This is a genomic window from Qipengyuania polymorpha, from assembly GCF_019711435.1.
GTDB classification, from domain to species: domain Bacteria; phylum Pseudomonadota; class Alphaproteobacteria; order Sphingomonadales; family Sphingomonadaceae; genus Qipengyuania; species Qipengyuania polymorpha.
On the sequence record NZ_JAIGNK010000001.1, the window covers coordinates 869,346 to 889,005 of the forward strand.

General features: G+C 63.1%; 16 protein-coding genes. 6 read left to right on the forward strand and 10 right to left on the reverse strand.

Annotated features, from left to right (window positions below; all coding sequences use genetic code 11):
• Positions 1–3: 3 nt before the first annotated feature.
• The 5 genes from K3152_RS04340 to K3152_RS04360 all read right to left on the reverse strand — a co-directional run bounded on the left by K3152_RS04340 (position 4) and on the right by K3152_RS04360 (position 6,799).
• Complete coding sequence (locus tag K3152_RS04340) at positions 4–1,410, reverse strand: NAD(P)H-dependent flavin oxidoreductase (protein ID WP_221572772.1); 1,407 nt, start codon at positions 1,408–1,410, stop codon at positions 4–6.
• 40 nt (positions 1,411–1,450) lie between these two features.
• Positions 1,451–2,161 carry a class I SAM-dependent methyltransferase gene (locus K3152_RS04345; RefSeq protein ID WP_221572773.1) on the reverse strand — a complete coding sequence of 237 codons (711 nt, stop codon included), beginning with the start codon at positions 2,159–2,161 and terminating at the stop codon, positions 1,451–1,453.
• On the reverse strand, positions 2,161–3,288 hold the full coding sequence (prfB, locus tag K3152_RS04350; RefSeq protein ID WP_221572774.1) for a peptide chain release factor 2: 1,128 nt from the start codon (positions 3,286–3,288) through the stop codon (positions 2,161–2,163). Before prfB ends, K3152_RS04345 begins: the two co-directional genes overlap by 1 nt.
• A 75-nt stretch (positions 3,289–3,363) precedes the next feature.
• Positions 3,364–5,799, reverse strand: coding sequence for a penicillin-binding protein 1A (locus K3152_RS04355; RefSeq protein ID WP_221573086.1), 2,436 nt, complete (start codon positions 5,797–5,799; stop codon positions 3,364–3,366).
• 136 nt (positions 5,800–5,935) lie between these two features.
• Positions 5,936–6,799, reverse strand: coding sequence for an N-acetylmuramoyl-L-alanine amidase family protein (locus K3152_RS04360; RefSeq protein WP_221572775.1), 864 nt, complete (start codon positions 6,797–6,799; stop codon positions 5,936–5,938).
• 440 nt (positions 6,800–7,239) lie between these two features.
• Between K3152_RS04360 and K3152_RS04365 the strand changes: the two genes are divergently transcribed.
• On the forward strand, positions 7,240–9,963 hold the full coding sequence (locus K3152_RS04365) for an Rne/Rng family ribonuclease (RefSeq protein ID WP_221572776.1): 2,724 nt from the start codon (positions 7,240–7,242) through the stop codon (positions 9,961–9,963).
• Between the two features lie 50 nt (positions 9,964–10,013).
• On the opposite strand, the gene K3152_RS04370 is transcribed toward K3152_RS04365, so the two are convergent.
• The 3 genes from K3152_RS04370 to K3152_RS04380 are packed head-to-tail and all read right to left on the reverse strand — an operon-like array spanning position 10,014 to position 12,788.
• On the reverse strand, positions 10,014–10,649 hold the full coding sequence (locus K3152_RS04370) for a class I SAM-dependent methyltransferase (protein WP_221572777.1): 636 nt from the start codon (positions 10,647–10,649) through the stop codon (positions 10,014–10,016).
• 37 nt (positions 10,650–10,686) lie between these two features.
• Entirely contained in the window at positions 10,687–11,460 is a 774-nt protein-coding gene (locus tag K3152_RS04375) for a nucleotidyltransferase family protein (protein WP_345719758.1), read from the reverse strand.
• A complete protein-coding gene (locus K3152_RS04380; RefSeq protein ID WP_221572778.1) occupies positions 11,457–12,788 on the reverse strand; it encodes a lipopolysaccharide biosynthesis protein in 1,332 nt (443 codons plus the stop codon). The genes K3152_RS04375 and K3152_RS04380 overlap by 4 nt, the downstream gene beginning before the upstream one ends.
• Positions 12,789–12,897: 109 nt before the next feature.
• Here K3152_RS04380 and K3152_RS04385 point away from each other — a divergent pair, with 109 nt between their 5' ends.
• Together K3152_RS04385 and K3152_RS04390 are read left to right on the forward strand one after the other, a co-directional pair.
• Positions 12,898–14,028, forward strand: a complete 1,131-nt coding sequence (locus K3152_RS04385; protein WP_221572779.1) for a hypothetical protein — start codon at positions 12,898–12,900, stop codon at positions 14,026–14,028.
• Complete coding sequence (locus K3152_RS04390; RefSeq protein ID WP_221572780.1) at positions 14,025–15,182, forward strand: hypothetical protein; 1,158 nt, start codon at positions 14,025–14,027, stop codon at positions 15,180–15,182. Before K3152_RS04385 ends, K3152_RS04390 begins: the two co-directional genes overlap by 4 nt.
• On the opposite strand, the gene K3152_RS04395 is transcribed toward K3152_RS04390, so the two are convergent.
• Positions 15,179–15,814 (reverse strand): HAD-IB family phosphatase, encoded by a 636-nt coding sequence (locus K3152_RS04395; protein ID WP_221572781.1) that lies wholly within the window; start codon positions 15,812–15,814, stop codon positions 15,179–15,181. The genes K3152_RS04390 and K3152_RS04395 overlap by 4 nt on opposite strands.
• A 127-nt stretch (positions 15,815–15,941) precedes the next feature.
• Here K3152_RS04395 and K3152_RS04400 point away from each other — a divergent pair, with 127 nt between their 5' ends.
• From K3152_RS04400 to zapE, 3 genes are all read left to right on the forward strand, one after another.
• Positions 15,942–16,724: a succinate dehydrogenase iron-sulfur subunit gene (locus K3152_RS04400; protein ID WP_221572782.1), complete on the forward strand. Its 783-nt coding sequence runs from the start codon at positions 15,942–15,944 to the stop codon at positions 16,722–16,724.
• Between the two features lie 127 nt (positions 16,725–16,851).
• On the forward strand, positions 16,852–17,313 hold the full coding sequence (locus K3152_RS04405) for a PaaI family thioesterase (protein ID WP_221572783.1): 462 nt from the start codon (positions 16,852–16,854) through the stop codon (positions 17,311–17,313).
• Positions 17,310–18,422 carry a cell division protein ZapE gene (gene zapE, locus K3152_RS04410; protein WP_221572784.1) on the forward strand — a complete coding sequence of 371 codons (1,113 nt, stop codon included), beginning with the start codon at positions 17,310–17,312 and terminating at the stop codon, positions 18,420–18,422. The genes K3152_RS04405 and zapE overlap by 4 nt, the downstream gene beginning before the upstream one ends.
• 4 nt (positions 18,423–18,426) lie before the next feature.
• Here zapE and K3152_RS04415 read toward each other — a convergent pair whose 3' ends face one another.
• Positions 18,427–19,590 carry an ExeA family protein gene (locus K3152_RS04415; RefSeq protein WP_221572785.1) on the reverse strand — a complete coding sequence of 388 codons (1,164 nt, stop codon included), beginning with the start codon at positions 19,588–19,590 and terminating at the stop codon, positions 18,427–18,429.
• Positions 19,591–19,660: the final 70 nt, after the last annotated feature.

Consider the following 19,660-nt stretch of genomic DNA (forward strand, 5'->3'; position numbering starts at 1 on the left):
GCCTCAGTCTCCCGTCAAAATCCGCTCGACCAGCTGCGCCACGGTGGGCGTGAAGTTGTTCGAGTAGAACGGGTCCTGCTTGAAGCGGTAGGCCGCGTGGCCGGCGAAGGCGAGGTTCTCGTCCGGGTCGCCGCCGTGGGCGATGTCCTGCAGGGTTTTCTGGATGCAGAAGCTGCGCGGATCGGCGAGGCGACCGGTGGTGTGGTTGTCGTGGTCCTTCCAGCTCGAGAACTGGCAGTGCGACAGGCAGCCCATGCAACCCTGCTGGTCGGCCCGGATCTGCTCGGCGCTTTCGGGGGTCACGAAGACCACCGTGTCGTCGGGCGTCTTGAGGGCTTCGGTAAAGCCTTCGTGCATCCAGGCCTGTGCCTTGCGCTGGTCGCCGGGGTGGACGAAGAAATACTTCGCCTTGCCGTGATCCATCAGCGGGATCGTGCCCTCTTCCTGCTCGCGCTTGAAGATGGGGATCTGGCGCTCCGAACGGTGCATGAGGTCATAGAGGAACGGCGTTTTTACCGCGCTGGAATAGAAGCCGGTGGGGCTGAACTTGTGCAGCAACACATCCCCCGGTTCGACCGTGCGGAGCATGTCCTTCCACACCTGCGGAATGGGGCTTTCATGCGTCAGCAGCGGGCGGGTGCCGAACTGGAAGGCAATCTTGCCGAGCTCGGGGTTGTCGATCCAGTCGTTCCATTCGCGCAGGAACCACACGCCGCCCGCCATGACGATGGCGACGTCTTCGGAGACGCCTTCCTTGCGCATGGTCTCGCGCAGCGCCTTCACGCGCGGATAGGGGTCTTCGGGCTTGGTCGGGTCCTCGGCGTTGGAGAGGCCGTTGTGTCCGCCCGCAAGCCAGGGGTCTTCATAGACCACGGCGGCGAGCCACTGCGGGACCTTGGAATAGCTGCGCTTCCACAATGCGCGGAAAGCGCGGGCCGAGCTGACGATGGGGAGGTAGTAGACCTCGTAATGCGCCGCAATTTCGGCGAGCTTGTAGGGCATGCCTGCGCCGCAGGTGACGCCGGTGACCATGCCCTTGCAGTTTTCGAGCACGCCTTCCATCACGCGCTGCGCGCCGCCCATTTCCCACAGGATATTGATGTTGATGGCGCCCTTGCCATCGGCGATTTCATAGGCGCGCTTCACCTGCTCGGTGGCGCCGTCGATGCCGTATTGGACGAGTTGTTCGAAGCGTTCGACGCGGGTCGCCTGCGGGTAGACCTGCGGGATGGGGTTGCCGTCTTCGTCGTAGCTGTCGGCATTAACCGCGCTGACCGTGCCGATGCCGCCGGCAGCCGCCCAGGCACCCGAGCTCATGTGATTCGTGGCGGAAACACCCTTGCCGCCTTCGATTAGCGGCCAGACTTCACGCCCGCCGTAAACAATCGGGCTCAGACCCTTGAAACTCATGAATTTATCTCTCTTTATCGTTTTGACGCCAGTATGGCGTTCACCCTTGCGTCACGCTGTCGCTGCGGCAGGGTTTGATCTCTCCGGGCTCGGGCCTGTTAGCCGCTGCCTTGAACTGTGCATAGTACCCCGAGAGTTCGGGCGCATCCTTGAAGGCGACGAGTTCGTAGCCGACGCGATTGAACTCGCAAGATAGCAGGAGCGGGTCGATGCCATGCTGGTCGGTTGGCCGGTCGATATCGACAACCACGACCTGTCCATCCTCTTTCAACGCAGGCCACATTCGCCACAGGAACTCGTAGGGCTGTTCTATCTCGTGGTACATATGGACCATGAAGATGCGGTCGAAACTGTTCGCTGGCAGACGCGGGTCGGCCAATTCGCCGCGCTGGATGGAGACATTGTCGAGCCGATAGCGCTCCACACGGCGCGCCAGCCTGTCGAGCGCCTCGGTATCGATATCCTGCGCCAGCACACGGCCGCCCTCGCCCACACGTTCGGCGAGGCGCACGGTGTAATAGCCATTGCCCGCGCCAATATCCGCCACGGTCATGCCCTCGGTCATTTCTGCAAGGTCCATGACAGTCTGCGCTTCGCCCCGGCTGTCGCGCTGGTCCTCGGTCGAGAACTGCGCCGAGACGACATCCGAAACAGGCCGGTCGGGCTTTGGGAAACCGCTCTCGGTCGTCCCCTGTCCGTCGCAGGCTGCCAGTGCCAGCACGGCCAGCAAGGGTAAACCTGCCCGGAACATCAGTCGGCGTCCTCGACCTCGACCGTCTCGCCGGTGACGCGCTGTGCGAGCGCGGCGGAAATGAACGGGTCGAGCGCGCCGTCGAGCACGTCGTCGGGCGTCGGTGAGGTCACGCCGGTGCGCAGGTCCTTGACCATCTGGTAGGGCTGCAGGACGTAAGAGCGGATCTGGTGGCCCCAGCCAATGTCGCTCTTTTCCTGGTACTCGCCCGAAGCTGCTGCCTCACGCTCGGCCATCTCGCGTTCGAACAGGCGCGCTTTCAGCATGTTCATGGCCGTAGCCTTGTTCTTATGCTGGCTGCGGTCGTTCTGGCTCGCCACGACGATGCCCGTGGGCTGGTGGGTGATGCGCACGGCGGAGTCGGTCGTGTTGACGTGCTGGCCACCTGCACCGCTAGCGCGATAGGTGTCGATCTTAAGGTCCGAGGGATTGATCTCGATATCGATATCGTCGTCGATGACCGGATAGACCCATACCGAGCTGAAGCTGGTGTGGCGACGCGCCGAGCTGTCGTAGGGGCTGATGCGGACGAGGCGGTGAACGCCGCTCTCGGTCTTGGCATAGCCATAGGCGTTCTCGCCCTTCACCAGCAGCGTCGCGCCCTTGATGCCCGCCTGTTCACCCGCCTGGTATTCGACCGTCTCGACCTTGAATCCGCGGCGCTCGGCCCAGCGGCCATACATGCGGAAGAGCATCTCGGCCCAGTCCTGGCTTTCCGTGCCGCCTGCGCCGGCGTGGATTTCGATGTAGGTATCGTTCGCGTCAGCCTCGCCCGAGAGCAGCGCCTGCACCTTGTCGCGGTCGGCACGGTCGGCGAGTGCGGAGAGGCTGGAAAGGCCTTCGCCGATGACGTCATCGTCGCCTTCGGCCTCGCCCATTTCGACGAACTCGATGGCGTCGCCCATCTCGCTCTCGATTTCGCGCACCGTGTTGATAGCGGTTTCGAGGCGCTTCTGCTCCTGCGTGATGGCTTGAGCCTGCTTGGGATCATCCCACAGGGTCGGGTCCTGCACGCGCGCGTCCAGCTCGTCGAGACGGCGCAGCGCGCGTTCCCAGTCGAGCGACTGGCGGACCAGTGCCAGCGCGGCTTCGATACGGTCGATATGGGCCTGCCCTTCGGCACGCATAGTCAATTCCTCAAGTGCTTTGCCCGCCCAACTAACAAGCGGGCGGCGATTGTAAAGTTGCGCGGGGTTCGCAGCCTAGTAGATGCCGTCCTGCTCTTCGACGAAATCACCCGGTGCCTCCTCGGTCTCGCGTGGCTGGCGGGCGCGCACGCCCTCGCGTGCACGGCGGATGAGGTCGAGTATCTCGCTGCGCTTGGCGGCGAGCTCGTCCGAGCGGGTCGAGCGGGCAGGTTCGGTGTCGGGCTTGAAGGCTTCCCAGATAACTCCGGCGAGAGGCTCGTCCGAAGGCGTACCCTCGAACACACGCTTGCCGGTCCGGCGGTCGATCTTGACCATGCGGATGCCGGGAGGCGCGATGAAATCGTCGGTCGTCCAGCGCTCGCGCGTTTCCTCGATGAACTGCTTCATGATGGGCGCTGCGGTATTGCCGCCCTGCACCCACCCGCCGAGATTGCGGGGCTGGTCGAAGCCGACGTACATGCCGGCAATGATGTCGGGCGTGCCGCCGACGAACCACGCATTGGTCGGGCCATTGGTGGTCCCGGTCTTTCCGAAGAGCGGCAGTTCGAGGCTGCGCAGGCGCACTGCCGTGCCGCGGGTCACCACGCCTTGCAGCATGTGTACGACCTGAAAAGCGGTGCGCGGGTCAAGGACCTGCCTGCCACCCGGCTCGAAGCGGGGCATGGGCTGACCGTCCCATTCATCCATGTTGCACTTGGTACAATCGCGCTTGTCGCTGCGGAAAATCACCTTGCCGCGGCGGTCCTGCACATAGTCGATTACCGAGCCATCATGCTGGCGGCCCCAGTTGGCGAGCGCGGCATAACCATTGACCATCTTGGCAACCGTCGTGTCGCCTGCGCCAAGAGCGAAGGAGTAGTAGGGTTCGTAGTCGCCGATGCCGAGGCGGCTGATGGTCTCGGTGACGTTCTGCATACCGGTGTCGTCGGCGATGTGGACCGTCATCAGGTTACGGCTCTGCTCGAGACCCCAGCGCATGGTGTGCTCGCCGCCGCCACCGCCGCCGAAATTGCGGAAGCATTTCTCGCCGAGGTTCGCGCCCTGCCATACGCAGAAGGTCTGGTCGGGCACCATGGTGGCGGGAGTCATGCCGTGGTCGAGCGCGCTGGCGTAGACGAAAGGCTTGATGGTCGAGCCGGGCTGGCGCAGCGCCTGCGTGGCGCGGTTGAAATCGCCCAGACGGCTGTCGAACCCGCCCTGCATGGCAAGGATGCGGCCCGTCTTGGGAGACGCGGCGAGGAACGCGCCCGATACCTCCGGCACGCCGCGGATACGATAGCCCTCACCCTGCTTCTGTACAGCGACGACATCGCCCGGCTTCACCGAGGAAGGTGCGCCCGACAGGTCGTAATCCTGTCCATCGGTCAGCCCGACCTTGGGGTTCGAACCGCCTTCGGTGATGACGCCGATACGCCAGTCTTCGTAGTTGATGGAGATATAGGACGAGGCAAGCTGGCTATGCAGCGAGCCGTTCTCGGGATTCAGCGTGGCGATGGGCCCGGTGTAACCGCGATTGCCGTGATAGCGCAGCAGCTGCGCGCGCAGGGCATTGCGGGCCGCGTCCTGCAATTCGGTATCGAGCGAGGTGCGGACCCAGAGGCCACCGGCATATACGCTGTTGCCGCCATCCTCGGCCGTTTCGCCAAACTTTTCGATAAGCTGGCGGCGCACTTCCTCGAGGAAGTAGCCAGCATCGGCAGAGCGCTCGGTCCGCTGCTGGACGAGGCCCAGAGGCTCGGCCTTGGCAGCTCTCGCCGCAGCTTCGCTGACGAACCCGTTGGCGACCATCTGGTCGAGCACGAAATTGCGGCGCGCGATTGCCATGTCTTCGTAGCGCGCGCGGCCATAGCGTTCGGGCGCCTTGGGCAGGATGGCAAGAAACGCAGTCTCGTGCAGGTCGAGGTCCGCCACGTCCTTGTCGAAATAGGCGCGCGAGGCTGCCTGGACGCCGAAGCTGCGGCGTCCGAGCGGGATCTCGTTGAGGTAGAGCTCGAGAATTTCCTGCTTCGTCAGCACCTGTTCGATGCGCTGGGCGAGGATCATTTCCTTCAGCTTGCGGGTGACCGAATATTCGTCACCCAGCAGCAGGTTCTTGGCGACCTGCTGGGTGATGGTCGAGCCACCCACTGCACGTTCGCCCGAGCCATATTTCGTCGCATAGTCCCACACGGCGTTCATCGTGCCGGTGAAGTCGACACCGCCATGGCTGAAAAAGGTCTTGTCCTCTGCCGACAGGAAGGCCTGGATCATTTGCTGCGGGAAATCGACATATTGCAGCTGGACGCGGCGTTCGCGGGCATAGCTATGGACGATTTCGCCATCCACTCCGCGCACGACGGTCGGCAGCGGAGTCTCGTATTCGAGCAGCGAATCGGCTTCTGGCAGGTTGCGCGCCAGCGAAGCCCAGGCCAGCACGAGCAGGATGAGGCCGATGCCGAGGAGGTATGTCAGCACTCGCAGGCGGCGGCTGTGATGCCAATTGTCCTTCATCCACGCGATGAAGCGCTGAGGGTCGCCCGTCAGGCGGTGGCGAACATAGTCCAGACTGGGAAACGCAACCATAAGTAGCCGGGGCCTCTAGCACGCGCATTCTGGACAACGCCAGAACAAGAATCGCGTCTTGCGCTCAAGCGCCTTGCTGGCGGGTAAAGTAGGCCCTGATGGCGCGGCCCATGACATCCGCAAAGGCCTCGCGCCCCTCGTCCGAAGCGAGCCGTCTCGCATCGGCCTCGTTCGAGATGAAGCCGCTCTCAAACAGCACGCTCGGCACATCGGGCGCGCGGAGCACGGCCAGCCAGGCAGAGCGCCGCGCCTGCGGGTGGAATTCGATGGTCCCCTGCCCTTCCCGTTCGATGAGCGCGGCGAACTGGGCGGAACGCTCCTGTGTGCGGCGCTGTGATAGCTCGACGAGGATATCGCTCACCGAGTCTTCTTGCTCAGACAGGTCGACACCATCCAGCACATCGGTTTCGTTTTCACGCTGGGCGTAGAGCGCGGCGGCTCGGCTCGATGCTTCCTGCGAAAGTGTGTAAATCGTCGCGCCTGCCACCTCGTCATACGTCCCGGCACTGTCGGCATGGAGCGAGAGGAACAGGTCGGCATCGAGTCGCTGCGCTATCCGGTAACGCTCGCCATGCAGCAGGTAGGTGTCGTCATCCCGGGTAAGAGCCACGCGGGCAATACCCTTTGTCTCCAGTTCGTCCCGCAAGGCGCGCGCGAGGCCGAGGACGAGATTCTTCTCGACATAGCCCCTCGCCGATGCACCCGGGTCATGGCCTCCGTGGCCAGCATCGATAACGACCAGCGGCAGCGAGGCATCGCCGGTTATCTCCGGCAATTCGATCGCCGATATGTCCCTGGGCAATTCGACCCGCGCTACATACCCGGCCCCATAGCCCACAAGTCCCGTCCCGCGGGCCAGCAATACCAGCCCGCCGATGATGGCGAGCGGCAGCAGCACTATGGCTAGAAGCTGGATGCGCCGTGTCATTACGGGGCGATGGTTAGAAGCTAACGCCTCGAAAGCGCAATATAGTTGCCGAGCGATACCCACGGTGCTAGCGAACATGAACCCGGGAAACCGGTGCCTCCGATCGGCGCGTTTCATTCGCGACGAAGAGGGTCATCATCCCGGTTTGCCGCCGCCATTCCGGCTGCGGCCCCGAATGAACAGGTTGATGCAGGACAAGCTCTCTTCCATAACCACCGATGGCTTGCAGGCGCATTTCCGCCTCGCAGCAGCGACGGCAGGACGGACGACCCCATTGATGGGTCAGGGCGACCGAGCAGACACGAATCCCCGGCCCTTTGCAGAGAAAGCGCGCCGGTTCACGAATGCCGCAAGCCAGTTGATGGCAAGCGGATTACCCACACTGACGCGCGAATGGAGCGACGGGCTTGCACCGCGCACTCGCGCATGGAGAATAATCAATGCCCACGCGCATGCTCATCGACGCGCGCCACCAGGAAGAGACCCGGGTGGCAGTCCTCAAGGGAAACCGGATTGAGGAATTCGATTTCGAATCTGCCGACAAGAGGCAGATCAAAGGCAATATCTACCTCGCCAAGGTAACGCGGGTAGAACCTTCGCTTCAGGCAGCCTTCGTCGATTTCGGCGGCAACCGTCACGGCTTCCTTGCCTTCAGCGAAATCCACCCCGATTATTACCAGATTCCCAAGGAAGACCGCGAAGCCCTGCTCGCTGCCGAAGCCGAAGTGGCCGAGGAAGAGCAGCGCCTGCGCGCCGAAGAGGAAGAGCGCGGCGAAATGCCCGGCGACGAGTACGACGCCGAGGACGAAAGCGCCGAAGCGCTCGCCGAAGACCTCGCCGAAGATGGCCTCGAGGAAGTCGACACGTCCGACAAGGACGATGTCGCCACCATCGAGGAAGGCCATCTCGATGGCGACGACGATGAAGACGAGGACGACAGCGAGGACGAAGACGAAAGCGACGACAAGCCCAGGGGCCGTGGTCGGCGTGGTCGTGGCGGACGTCGCCAGGGCAAGGGTGGCCGTAGCCGCGCCAAGGAAGTCGATGAAGCTCGCGCCAAGCGCATGGCGCTCCGTCGCAAGTACAAGATCCAGGACGTCATCCAGCGCCGCCAGGTTCTGCTGGTGCAGGTCGTCAAGGAAGAGCGCGGCAACAAGGGTGCGGCGCTCACCACCTATCTCAGCCTCGCCGGCCGCTACACGGTGCTCATGCCCAACAGCAGCCACGGCGGCGGCATCAGCCGGAAGATCAATTCGGCCAGCGACCGCAAGCGCCTGAAGCAGGTCGTGAGCGACCTCAACCTGCCCAAGAGCATGGGGCTGATTGTCCGCACTGCCGGCCTCAGCCGCACCAAGACCGAAATCAAGCGCGACTTCGACTATCTCGCACGCCTGTGGGACGAAATCCGCGAACGCACGCTCTCTTCTGCCGCGCCCGCGCTGATCCATTCGGACAGCGACCTCATCAAGCGCGCCATCCGCGATATCTACAACCGCGAGATCGAGGAAGTCGTTGTCGAGGGCGAGGAAGGCTACAAGTCGGCCAAGGCCTTCATGAAGATGCTCATGCCAAGCCATGCGCGCCGGGTGAAGCAATATGCCGACCCCGTGCCGCTCTTTCAGCGCTATGGCGCGGAAGACCAGCTGAAGGCGATGTACGACCCCGTGGTCCAGCTCAAATCGGGCGGCTACCTCGTCATCAACCCGACCGAGGCGCTGGTTTCGATCGACATCAACTCGGGTCGCTCCACCAAGGAGCACAACATCGAGCAGACCGCGCTCCACACCAACCTCGAAGCGGCGAAGGAAATCGCCCGCCAGCTGCGCCTGCGCGACATGGCCGGCCTCGTGGTCATCGACTTCATCGACCAGGAGCACCACTCGAACACCCGCAAGGTCGAGCGCGCGATGAAAGATGCGCTCAAGAACGACCGCGCGCGTATCCAGGTAGGCCGCATCTCCAGCTTCGGCCTGATGGAAATGAGCCGCCAGCGCCTGCGTACCGGTGTGCTCGAAGCGACCACGCGCGAATGCCCGCATTGCGACGGCACGGGCCTCGTTCGTACCGCCAGCTCGGCCGGCCTCTCGGCGTTGCGCCTCATCGAAGAGGAAGCGGCCAAGGGTAAGGGTACCAAGATCCGCCTTGCGGCCAGCACCGAGGCTGCGGTCTACCTGCTCAACGAAAAGCGCGGCGAACTCGTCGAAATCGAGGAGCTGTACGGTGTAACCGTCGAAGTCGTGCCCGAAGGCGAAGACGAAGGCGCTAAGATGACCGTCTCGAGCCACGGTCCCAAGCCCAAGGACACTCCGAAGTTCGAAACCCTCGCCATCGAGGACGAGGATGAGGACGACGACATCGAGGCCGATGAAGGCGATGACGAGGACGACGATCGTCCGCGCAAGAAGCGTCGCCGTCGCCGTGGTGGCCGTGGCCGCAACAAGAACAAGGGCCAGGACAACGACCAGGACGATTCGAACGATGACGGCGACAGCGATGACGCCGAAACCGACGAAGACGATGGTGACGAAAAGCCCAAGAAGCGCCGCCGTCGCGGTGGGCGCCGTCGTGGCGGTCGCGGACGCGGCAAGGGCAATGCCGAGGAAGTGACGGCAGAAGACGCGGAGAACCTAGAGAAGGTCTCCGAACAGGTCGCCGACGACATGGCCGTGGTTGCCGGTCCGGAAGGTACCCCTGAGACCGCAGAAGCTGCGGCCGAAGAAAAGCCGAAGCCCAAGCGCACGCGCAAGAAGAAGGCTGACGAGGCGGCGGCTGAAGAAAAGCCTGCCGAGGAAAAGCCCAAGCGCACCCGCCGCAAGAAGGCTGATGCCGAAACCGCCGAGGAGGCTACGGAAGAAAAACCCAAGCCCAAGCGGACGCGCAAGAAGAAGGCCGACACCGAGGCCGCTCCTGCCGAAGGTGAAGCAGAAGCCGCTCCGGAAAAACCCAAGCGCACGCGCAAGAAGAAGGTCGAAAAGCCGGCAGAAGAATTGGCCGAACAGGTCAAGCAGGATGCTGCGGTCGTGGCAGGTCCCGAAGACGCGCCCCAGACCGCCGCAGCAGAAGCAAAATCTGCCAGCAGGGATGCCGATGCGGAAGAGAACACCAGCACTTTAGAGGGCGCCAAGCCCAAGCGCGGCTGGTGGCAGCGTACTTTCGGCGAATAAGGTGATAAGCCCTCCCCGCCCTGCCTTCGGGCAGGCGGGGAGCGGCTAGTTCAGGCGCCTGCCCTGCGCGCCACGCCCCATTCCATCCAGCCCATGACCTTCGGCGCCTTGTCGAGATAGGCCTGCCCCATGGGAGCCACCTCGAACCCTGCTCCCCGCAAAGCCGAACCGATCGGCCGCGTCAGGTGGCAGCCTCCGGCAAGTGGTTTCCAGACTGGCTCGATCCGCTCCTGCCAGCGGGCGATATTGGCGTCAGGTGCCTTGCCGTGTTCCAGGAAGATCAGTTTCCCGCGCGGCTTCAATATCCGGCGCAATTCGCTCAGAACCTGGGCAGAATCCTCGACCGAACAGAGGGTGTAAGTGCAAACCGCAGTATCGAAACTGCTGTCCGGAAACGGAATGTCTTCCCCCACCCCCTGGCGGATGTCGGCATCCCAGCCACGGCTCTTCGCTTTCGCACGCGCGCCCTCGAGCAGCTTGGAATGCGGGTCTATCCCCGCGAAACTGGTCACTTTGTCCTGATCGTAAAGTGCGAGGTTGAGACCTCCGCCACATCCCAGTTCGAAGACACGCCCTTCTGCCAAAGGCACCACTTCACGGCGGCGTTCCTCGATACCCTTCTGACCGCACGCCAGCGTAATCATCCGCGGCATGATGTGCGCGTCGTAGAACCGTTTGATCCCCATGGCGTTCTCCGGCGCGACCCGGCAAGGCAGCTTAGCGTCAAAGCTTGGGGGAGGAAGCTTTTTCTTGCGCGGCACCGACAAGGGCGCGCACCGCCTCCAGGTCGGCGGCCTTGTCGACATCGACTGCTGCAAGGCCGTCGCTGGCCGGGACCAGCGCGGCATCGATTCCGATGCGCTTGCCCAGTCGTGATAGTCCCTGCGCCATCGTCAACCGGCCCAAGAGCATGGAGAAGAGCGTGCCCGGTCCGAGTCGCGCTGCGATCCGCCATGGGCGCTTGCGGTCAGCCTCCACCATGGACCAGGTATCGATTGCGGAACGGGCCGTGGGCGTCTGGAGATAGAAGAGGTTGCACCCCGACCAGTGCCCGTCGGCAAAGCGCAGGTATGTCCTGCGAGTTTCCGGCATCGCCTTTTCGACCACACCGCGTTCGGCCAGCATGACCGACAGATCCGCGTTCTCCGGGGTCTTGTCTATCAGTTCGCAGATCCACTCGGGCCTGAGCAAGGCATGGTCGCTCGTCGTGACGACCATCGGCGCGCCCAAATGCTCGAACGCGGCGGCGACACTGCCGCTCGGCCCGGCACGTGGAGCGATGGTTTCAGCGCCCAATTCGCGCGCCAGCACGGCGACCGGCCCCTCGCCTGTGCTGACGAGCACCCGTTCGATCCCGGCAGCGTAGAGCGCCTCGACAACGCGCTGGAGCAAGCTCTTGCCGGCAAGCTCGATGAGCGCCTTGTGCGCCACTCCCAATTCCCTCGCGAAGGGATCACCCCCGGGCCTCGTCCCCGCCAGCACCAGCGCGCTAATCACGGCTGCTCCACCCGCGCAGGTTCGTTGCGAATGACCCACCAGACCATCAGGCTGTTCACGACATATCCGGCGATCATGCCGAGGGCGACTGCCCAGCCTACCCAGACAGGCCCCCCGCTTACCAGCCACAGGATGAGCAGGGCCATCGCCGCCAGCGTGAAGAGTCGCGCGAAGAGCTGGTAGTGGGCTTTGCCATGCGCGTGAAGCACCGGTTCGTAGGATACGCTGGCAAGTTCCAGCGAAGCAGCCAGAACAAGCGGTATGAGCACCGGCCCGCCCCGCGCAAAATCCTCGCCCCCGATCAGTTCGAGGATGTGTCCGCCGATGGCGACGGTGAGCGCCACCAGCAAGGTGCCGGCTATCAGCACCGTAATGTTGATACGCTTCACCAGCTTGCGGAACTGGTCACGCGGCGAGGCATGCTTTTGCCGGTTCACCTCCGGATAGAGCGCCTGCGCCGACAAGGTGGCCAGCTTGCCGAGCCCCTTCGCGAGCTGGTCGGCGATGCGGTAGACCCCGGCAGCGCTGGTCCCCAGGAAGTAGCCTACCGCGAGCAATGGTCCCTGCTGCATCGCTCCCCACAGCGACGTGCTGGCATAGGTGACGCCGAGGAAACGGAATACGCCGGGGTTTTCCTCGCGCATCCGGCCAAGGTGGAACAGGTTCGAGAGCTTGACCGACTGCGGCGCGAGCCTGCGTGCTAGTATCCAGTAGAGCACTGCCGAAAACAGCTCGATTGCCGCCCATGCGAAGAGGAACTTGCCGACGGTTGCCCCGCTCCACCAGATGAATATCGCCGCGATCAGTCGGGTGATCGGCGTGATGGCGCCGGCAGTGACAGCGATATCGTAGCGGTCCAGCGTCCTCATCACGCCTTGCGGGGCGGACACACGCGCCAGGACCAGTGCGCAGACGAAGGCGAATGCCATGCTGGTGTAGGCCGGATTGAGCTCCAGAGCGGAACCGAAATAGATGATCGCGACCCAAGCCACCCCGCAGCCGAGCAAGGCACCGGCCAGGTCGATGAGACCGCCACCCATGGCGAGCCTGCCGAACGCGTCCCAGTCCCCGCGTGCGACATAGGGCGTGCCGTAGCGCACGACCATCTGCCACGTCTGGAAGCTTGCCAGCTCGACTATCGCCAGGCCGGTCCCGAAGATGAGCGAGAAGTGTCCGAAGTCCCTAACCCCGAGAGAGCGGGCAAGAATGGCAAGGTATACCAGCGAGCAGACCGCGCCGAAGCCCTTGCCGCCAAGCAGCCACCCCACATTCTTGAGGATGCGACGTCCGCCGTCACGCGCTGTTTCTGTAGCGGAGCCTTCGGCCATGGCCGCGCCCTGAACGATTACGCGCCGCGCTACAAGATGGACGTTGCGCTGCCATTGCGATTTACGGGGGAAAGGCTATTGCCCCGCGCGTGATCAGCAAGGGGCATCCGTGCGGCTAGCATTTGTCTATATTGCCGAGGCTTACCAGTTCTACCACGCTGCAGCGGTCATGTTCGACCTGATGCAGCGTGAGGGCGTGGAGGTCGACATCTTCCATGTCGACCCGGCTTTCCCCGAGCATCTGGAACGCCTGAGGCTGGCCCATGGAATGGAAGCGCTCTCTTCGGAGGAATTGTCCGCGGGATTGGTCGGAAAGGCGATCAAGTCGGTGAAGCTGCTTGGATTGGCTAAACCGCAAGTGCTGGCGGCCAATGAAAAGCGGCTCGCCCGGTATGATGCCGTGATTTCGACCGAGGACGGCATCGCCCGTTTATTCGCGGGTCACCCTGCAGCGAGCAGGCCTGCCCGCATCGTGATAACCCATGGCGCCGGGACGCGCTATTTTCCTTCCTTGCCGCAAATGGCCAAATGCGACCTCGTGGTGGCCAAAGGTCCGCGTGATGCGGAAACCTATGTCGAGAATACGAGCTTGAACCGCGAGCAAGTTGTCGCAGGTGGCTATCCCAAGCTCGTAACGACCGGACTACTGGCCACATCGCGCGACCCGCTGTTCGCGAATGCCAATCCGGTTGTGCTTTACAATCCTCACAAGGAACCGAAGCAGCGGAGTTGGGATGCTTTCTTCCAGCCCCTTCTCGATGGCTTCCGCCACGACCGCAGCCGCAACCTCATCGTCGCGCCGCATGTGAAAATGTTTCGCAGGCGGTCGGAGAAGGTCCGGGAGAAGCTGCGCGCCCTTTCCGATGAGAACATCCTGGTCGACCCTGCCTCGCCAAGCCTACTCGACAACACCTATACCGAAGCGGCGGATATCTACGTCGGCGATGTCAGCAGCCAGGTCGTGGAGTTCCTCGCCCGGCCCCGGCCCTGCGTCTTCCTGAATGCGCACGGTCTCGATTGGCAGGAGGATCCGCATTATGCGATGTGGCACATGGGTGAAGTAATCGACGATCCTGCCGAACTGATACCAGCTATCGAACGTGCACCCCGCTTGCATGAAAGGTTTGCGACACGTCAGGCCGCGTTTGCTGCCAGCGCCCTAGGTGATACTTCCGAGCGGTCGGTGCGTATGTCTGCCGATGCCATCGAAGAATTCGTGAGAGAATGGAAAGCAGCATGACCCAGCGCAAGCGCGTCCTCTTCCTGTTCAATCACGACGCCGCGCACCAGGCCGCGCACATCGCCGGTATCATGGCGCAGCTGGCGCTGAACCATCCGGCGATCGAAGCCATTGCTGCAACCGGAAATCCCGCGATCGAGGCGCAGATCAGGAAGCTCGTCTCTCGCGAAGCCGCTGACGCCATCACATTCGCCGACCTGTCGCTGCCCGCCGCTTACGAGGCCTTGCTGGCGATCCCGAATGCGATCCTGCCTGCCAAGCGGCTCGCAAGGCTGCGCACGAACGAGGCGCTCTTCGCCAGCGTCGACATGCTGGTTTCGACCGAGCGCACTTGCCTGAGGGTCAAGGACCGGCTCGGAGAAAGGGCGCCCCTCTTCGTCTATGTCCCGCATGGTTCTGGCGATCGCAACGTGGCCTATCACCCCGATCTTTCACGGTTCGACTATCACCTGCTCAGCGGACAGAAGTTGGTCGACGAAATGGTGGCGCACGGCATCGTGCGCGAAGACCAGTGCCGCGTCATCGGATACGCCAAGTTCGATACCGTGGCGGAGGATGCGGGCGCGAACCTCTTTCCGAACGACAAGCCGACCATCCTCTACAATCCGCATTTCGACCCACGCCTGTCGTCCTGGTACGATATGGGGCCGCAACTGCTGGAGGCGCTCGCGCGAATGGGCGACCGTTTCAACGTCGTCTTCGCCCCGCATGTGATGCTCTGGCGCAAAAAGCTGCACATCTCTCCCGAGTATCACATCGCGCGGCGACGGCCTGATATTCCCGCGGATATCGCAGAGCAGAGCAATGTCCTGATCGATACCGCATCACCCGCCCTGTTCGACATGACCTACACCACCGGTTCGGACATCTACATCGGCGACGTATCGAGCCAGGTCTACGAATTCCTCCGCAATCCCAAGACCTGCATCTTCATCGATGCGGCAGGCGACGGGAAGGACGCCTATCCGTTCTGGGCTAACGGCCCGGTCGTTCGAAGCGTTGGCGAAGTCGTGAGTGCTCTCGATGACTGGGAGAAGCTCGGCAGCGATTATCGCGCCAGGCAGCAAGAGCTGTTCCGCTACACGATTGACCACGACCCTGCCCGTTCCGCATCTGAACGCGGGGCGCAGGCGATTGCCGAAATCCTCGCTTAGGGCGCGATGACCCGCCAGCCCGCTGCCTCGGCCCGGGCGCGCTTGGCCGCGCTGGCGGTGACGAAGACGGGATCGCGCGCCTGCTCCAGAAGCGGCGCATCGGCAAAGCTGTCGCTCACGAAGCGCAAGTCGTGCTCCTGCGGATCGGAACCGAGCCATTCCGCGACCCTCGCGCGCTTGGTTTCGCCATAGCAATTGCCGCCGGGAATTCCTTCCCCATCCCACCGAGTGGCGATGACCTCCCCGATCGACAGCCGCCGGGCAAAGGCCTTGGCGTAGAATTCGAAAGCTGCGGTTGCGACGATGAGGCGCGCGCCCTCGCTGCGGTCGGCCTCCACCATGGCAATGACGGGCTCGATCCAGCCCGCTGCGGCGATATGCCGCTCGGCAAATTCCTCGCCGACCTCTTCGAGCCGGGCGACCGAATGGTGTCCAAGCATGAGTTTCATCCCGGCCGTCTTGAGGCTGGTGCGGTCATACAGCCCCGCCCGATAGCCTAGCATCATCAGCACCCAGACCGGCAGCAGAACGAGCCGCCACGGCGCCACCTCGCGCGCCGCAAAGGCCAAGAACGGCGTGAATGTCGCCCTGCGCACCAGCGTCTTGTCGAGGTCGTAAATCGCTACCTTCATCGCCCTGCCCCCGTGGCAGCTTCGGCTTCATGCATCAAGCGGTGCATAATTCGCGTGTCCCACCCCCTTGCACCATGCGTTGCAACGGCTAGAGAGGGCGCAAACGCAGTCAGGATTGATAGCTCACATGGCGACTTTCACGCTCCCCAAGAACTCGAAAATCACCGGCAAGACCCGCGCCCACAAGGCCGACGGCGGCACCCGCGTGAAGAAGTTCAAGATTTACCGCTACGACCCCGACACCGGCGAAAACCCGCGTTACGACACGTTCGAGATCGATCTCGATGCCTGCGGCCCGATGGTTCTCGACGCCCTGTTCAAGATCAAGAACGAGATCGACCCGACGCTGACCTTCCGTCGTTCGTGCCGCGAAGGTATCTGCGGTTCCTGCTCGATGAACATGAACGGAAAGAACGGCCTCGCCTGCACCACCGCCATCGACGACCTGAAGGGCGAGGTCCGCATAACCCCGCTGCCGCACATGGAAGTCATCAAGGACCTCGTCCCCGACTTCACCCACTTCTACGCGCAATACGCCAGCATCCGCCCCTGGCTGCAGACCGTCTCCACTACGCCGAGCGGCAAGGAACGTCTCCAGTCGCCCGAACAGCGCGAGAAGCTGGACGGCCTCTACGAGTGCATCCTGTGCGCCTGCTGCTCGACCTCGTGCCCGAGCTATTGGTGGAACAGCGACAAGTTCCTCGGCCCCGCGATCCTGCTTCAGGCCTATCGCTGGCTCGCCGACAGCCGCGACGAAATGACTGGCGAGCGGCTCGACCAGCTGGAAGACCCCTTCCGCCTCTATCGCTGCCACACGATCATGAACTGCGCGAATGTCTGCCCCAAGGGTCTCAGCCCCGCCAAGGCCATCGCCGAAACCAAGAAGATGATGGCCGAACGCGCGATCTGATTGGGGTGCTAGCTCCTGAATCCTACGCCATGTCCGTTCGTATCGAGCGGAGCGCGCAGCGCGTAGTCGAGATACCTGCGAATATGTGTCTCGACTTCGCTCGACACGAACGGATGGACGGCATTTGATGGCTCTCTCCGACGACGTTTTCGAGCATGGCCCCGACCCGGAGAACCCGGGCTGGCGGCACTGGAACCTGAAGGACGAGACGCTGTTCAACGGCGCGGTGATGGGCAAGCTCATCACCCGCGTGGACCCTGACGGGCAGCACGCCCGCCTGCGCATGTTTCCCGAGCGCCGCCACGAAAACCTGCAGGGCATCATCCACGGCGCAGTGACGCTGTCGCTCATCGACATCTCGCTGTTCACGACGATGCATACGCTCGGCAGCGGCAATGCCGGGCCGTCGGTGACGCTCGAACTTTCGACGCAGTTTACCGGTGGAGGCCAGCCCGACCGTCCGCTCGATGCAGTGACCGAAATCGTCAAAGAAACCGGCGGCCTCGTCTTCGTGCGCGGGACGGTCGAGCAGGGAGATCACGTGGTCGCCTCCTTCTCCGGCATCGTGAAGAAAATGCGCCGCAAATGACCGGCATGCTCGCGCGGTACGAGAAGCTCGTCGCGGCAGGCGAGCTCAGGAGCGATGCCGACCAGCGCCGCGCGGCCGAACGGCTCGACCGGTTGCAGAAAGACCTCGAAAGCGAAAGTTCAGGCGGCCTGCTGAGCCAGCTTTTTAGGCCCAAGAAAACCCGTCCGCAGGGTGTTTATATGTGGGGCGGCGTCGGGCGCGGGAAGTCCATGCTGATGGACCTCTTCGTTGAAACGCTGGGCATTGCGGAAAAGCGCCGCGTTCACTTCCACGAATTCATGCTCGAGGTCGACCGCCTCATCCGCGACGAGCGCAAGAAAGAAGCCGGCGACCCGATTGCGCCCGTCGCCGCCCGGCTCGCCAAGGACATCCGCTGCCTCGCTTTCGACGAAATGGTCGTCAACAATACCGCCGATGCCGCCATCATGGCGCGCCTGTTCACCGCGCTGATATGCGAAGAGAATGTGGTGGCCGTCACCACCAGCAACCGCCCTCCGGTGGACCTCTACAAGGACGGGCTGAACCGCTCGCTCTTCCTGCCCTTCATCGACCTCGTGCAGGCCGAACTCGACGTTCTGCCGCTCAATGGTCCGACCGACTACCGGCTCGACCGCCTCGGCGATATAGACACCTGGCATACGCCGCTGGGTGACGAAGCTACCGCGCAGGTGCGCGAGGCCTTCTTCCGCCTGACGGACTACACGCCCGAAGATGCCGAACACGTCCCAAGCGGCGAACTGGACCTTGGTGGCGGACGCACCTTGCATGTCCCCAAAAGCCTCAAGGGCGTCGGCGTGTTCAGCTTCAAGCGGCTATGCGGAGAAAATCGCGGCGCAGCAGATTATCTTGCCATCGCGCATGCCTATCACTCGGTCATCGTGGTCGGCATCCCGCGCCTTTCGCCTGAAAACCGTAACGAGGCGATCCGCTTCACCAAGCTCATCGACGCGCTTTACGAAAACAGCGTGAAGCTGTTCGCCACTGCCGCTGCCGAGCCGGAAAGCCTCTACACTGCGGGCGACGGTGCCTTCGAGTTCGAGCGCACGGTCAGCCGCCTCAAGGAAATGCAGAGCGCCGACTACATGGCGCGCGGCCACGGCCTCGCCTGACCGGTCACGCTGCGTTGCGGGTGGCGCTGCTTTCGAAATAGTCGATCATCATCGTCAGCACGTGGCGGAGCGAGCGCTCCTGCTCTTCGAGCCGCATTTCGATGGCCGCGAGACGCTCCTCGACATCGCCTGAAGGCTCGGAAGAAGCACTTTGCGCCAGGTTCGCCATCTCCTTACGCAGCGAAGAAATCGCCTTGTCACGTTGGGCGAAGGCCTTTTCGATAGCCTCGATTTGCGCATCCAGCAGTGCCGCTTCGTCCGCAGGCTCCGATGCCACCGGCTCCTCGACAGGAGGCGTGACCGGGAGCGGTTGCGGCGCATGCTTCTTCACCGGCGCTGCGGGCGCGGTTTCGACGGCCCGCCCGTTCATCTCGTCGATAACCGCGCGCACCAGGTCCTCGCCGATAATCTCGCGCTCTTCCATCGCGCCCTTCATGAGCACGCGCGACATGATGCGGTTGACGAGGCGGGGAATGCCGCGGCTCTCGCGGTGAATGAGGCTCCAGACGTCGCCCTCGAAACCCGGGCACAGCTTGTACCCCACATGCTCGAGCCGGTGCATGACATAGGGCTCGATCTCGTTCGGCTGCATCGCCTCGAGGTGATGCGAAGCAATCACACGCTGTCGCAACTGTTCGAGCTGGTCCCATTCGGAAAGTAATTGCCGGAACTCAGGCTGGCCGAGCAGCAGCATCTGCAGCAGCGGCTTCGCACCCAAGTGGAAATTCGATAACATGCGCAGTTCTTCGAGCGCGCCCACGGTGAGGTTCTGCGCCTCGTCGATGATGAGCAGCACCTTGCGCCCAGCCCGCGCTTCGTCCTGCAGGAACAGTTCGATGGCCGAAAGTGCGCCTGCCTTGTCGCCAGCATCGACCTCCAGCCCGAAGCTGTGCGCGGCCATGCCAATCATCTCGTCGCTGCCGAGCGCGCTGGTGACAACTTCGCCCACCGTCACGCTGTTCCAGTCGAGCCGGTTGCGCAGGTGCCCCACCAGCGTCGACTTGCCCGCACCCACCTCGCCGGTGATGACAATGAAGCCCTCGCCCTGGTTTAGGCCATATCCAAGGTAGCTCAGCGCCTTCTTGTGCGTGACGCTCTCGAAATAGAACGAGGGGTCGGGCGTGAGCTGGAAGGGCCGCTCGCTAAATCCGTAAAAGTCCTCGTACATCGAATGCCTTCAAATCTGCCTTATGTGCGCGCGACCTTTACCTGCTAAATATGGTTAAATGGTTGATAGG